Consider the following 1449-nt stretch of genomic DNA (forward strand, 5'->3'; position numbering starts at 1 on the left):
AGACCAATGGCATCGTGGAACGCTTCCACAAGACGGTGCTGGACGAGTTCTACCGGGTCGCCTTCAGGAAGAAGATCTACGGCTCGATCGAGGAGCTGCAGGCCGATTTGGATGAATGGGTCAGAAGCTACAATGAGGAGCGCCCACATCAGGGCCGCTGGTGCTTCGGCAAGACGCCGATGCAGACCTTCCTTGACACGGCCCCGCTGGCGAAGGAAATGATCGCTGCCTGATCCCATCGGACAGGCAAAACGGACCATTCTCAGACGCCAACTGTCCGATCAAGTGCAAACTTCTACAATTACGTGCACTGCCGGCCGAGCGCTATGTCTACGCCGAATGGCGCATCCGCCGCGCCGGCCTCGACTATCATGTCGAGATCGACCGGCACTATTACTCGGTCCCCTGGCGCTTCGCGCGCGAACAGGTCGAAGCGCGCATCACGGCCATCGAGCTGTTCCGCAAGGGCGAGCGGATCGCTGTCCACCGGCGCTCCAGCGGCAACGGAAAGCACAGCACCGTGCCCGAGCACATGCCGTCGGCGCATCGGCGCTTCGCCGACTGGACGATCGAGCGGATCAGCCGGGAAGCCTCAGCCATCGGCTCCGACGCGGCGCTGCTCGTCGAGAAGATCCTGGCCGATCGGCCGCACCCCGAGCAGGGCTTCCGCGCCTGTCTGGGCATCATCCGCCTGGCCAGGGACTTTGGCCGGGAAAGGGTCAATGCCGCCTGCGGCCGCGCGCTCGAGATCGGCGCGCGGACCTACGGCTCAGTGCGCTCCATCCTCGACAACCGTCTCGACCAGGCGCCGGCGTCGCCCACGGCGTCGGCCAAGCCGATCGACCATCCCAACATCCGTGGTCCCCGCTACTACCACTGAGAAGGAGAACGACATGCTTACTCATCCCACCCTCGACCGGCTGAACGCCATGGGCTTAACCGGCATGGCCCGGGCATTCGACGAACTGGCCGCCAATGGCGAGGCCGAACAGCTCAGTCACGCCGAATGGCTCGGCCTGCTCATCGACCGGGAATGGAGCTCGCGCTACGACCGCAAGCTCGCCGCCCGCCTGCGCTTTGCAAAACTGCGCCATCAGGCAGCCCCCCGAGGATGTCGACTATCGCTCAGAGCGCGGCCTCGACCGCGCTCTGTTCCTCAAGCTCATCGCCGGCGACTGGATCGACGCCCATGACAATCTGGCCATTTGCGGGCCGTCAGGCGTCGGCAAAAGTTGGCTGGCCTGCGCGCTTGGCCACAAGGCCTGCCGCGACGATCGCTCCGTTCTCTATCAGCGCGTGCCGCGCCTGTTCGCCAATCTGTCGCTCGCCCGCGGCGACGGCCGCTACGCGCGGTTCACACGCAAGCTCGGCAGCGTCCAGTTGTTGATTCTTGACGATTGGGGCCTGGAGCCGCTCGACGACCAGGCCCGTCACGACCTCCTCGAAATC

At 64.9% G+C, this 1449-nt stretch carries 1 protein-coding gene and 2 pseudogenes; all 3 read left to right on the forward strand.

Annotation, left to right across the window (positions count from 1 at the left end; genetic code table 11):
* The coding region (locus EOA27_RS36340; RefSeq protein WP_145970830.1) for an integrase core domain-containing protein at window positions 1-233 on the forward strand (233 nt) is incomplete at its 5' end.
* A gap of 86 nt (window positions 234-319) precedes the next feature.
* Window positions 320-880: pseudogene (locus EOA27_RS36345) on the forward strand (transposase); the annotation flags it as partial.
* Window positions 881-893: 13 nt separating this feature from the next.
* Window positions 894-1449: pseudogene (locus tag EOA27_RS36350) on the forward strand (ATP-binding protein); the annotation flags it as partial.

It is taken from the genome of Mesorhizobium sp. M2A.F.Ca.ET.037.01.1.1 (assembly GCF_003998075.1).
GTDB lineage: Bacteria > Pseudomonadota > Alphaproteobacteria > Rhizobiales > Rhizobiaceae > Mesorhizobium.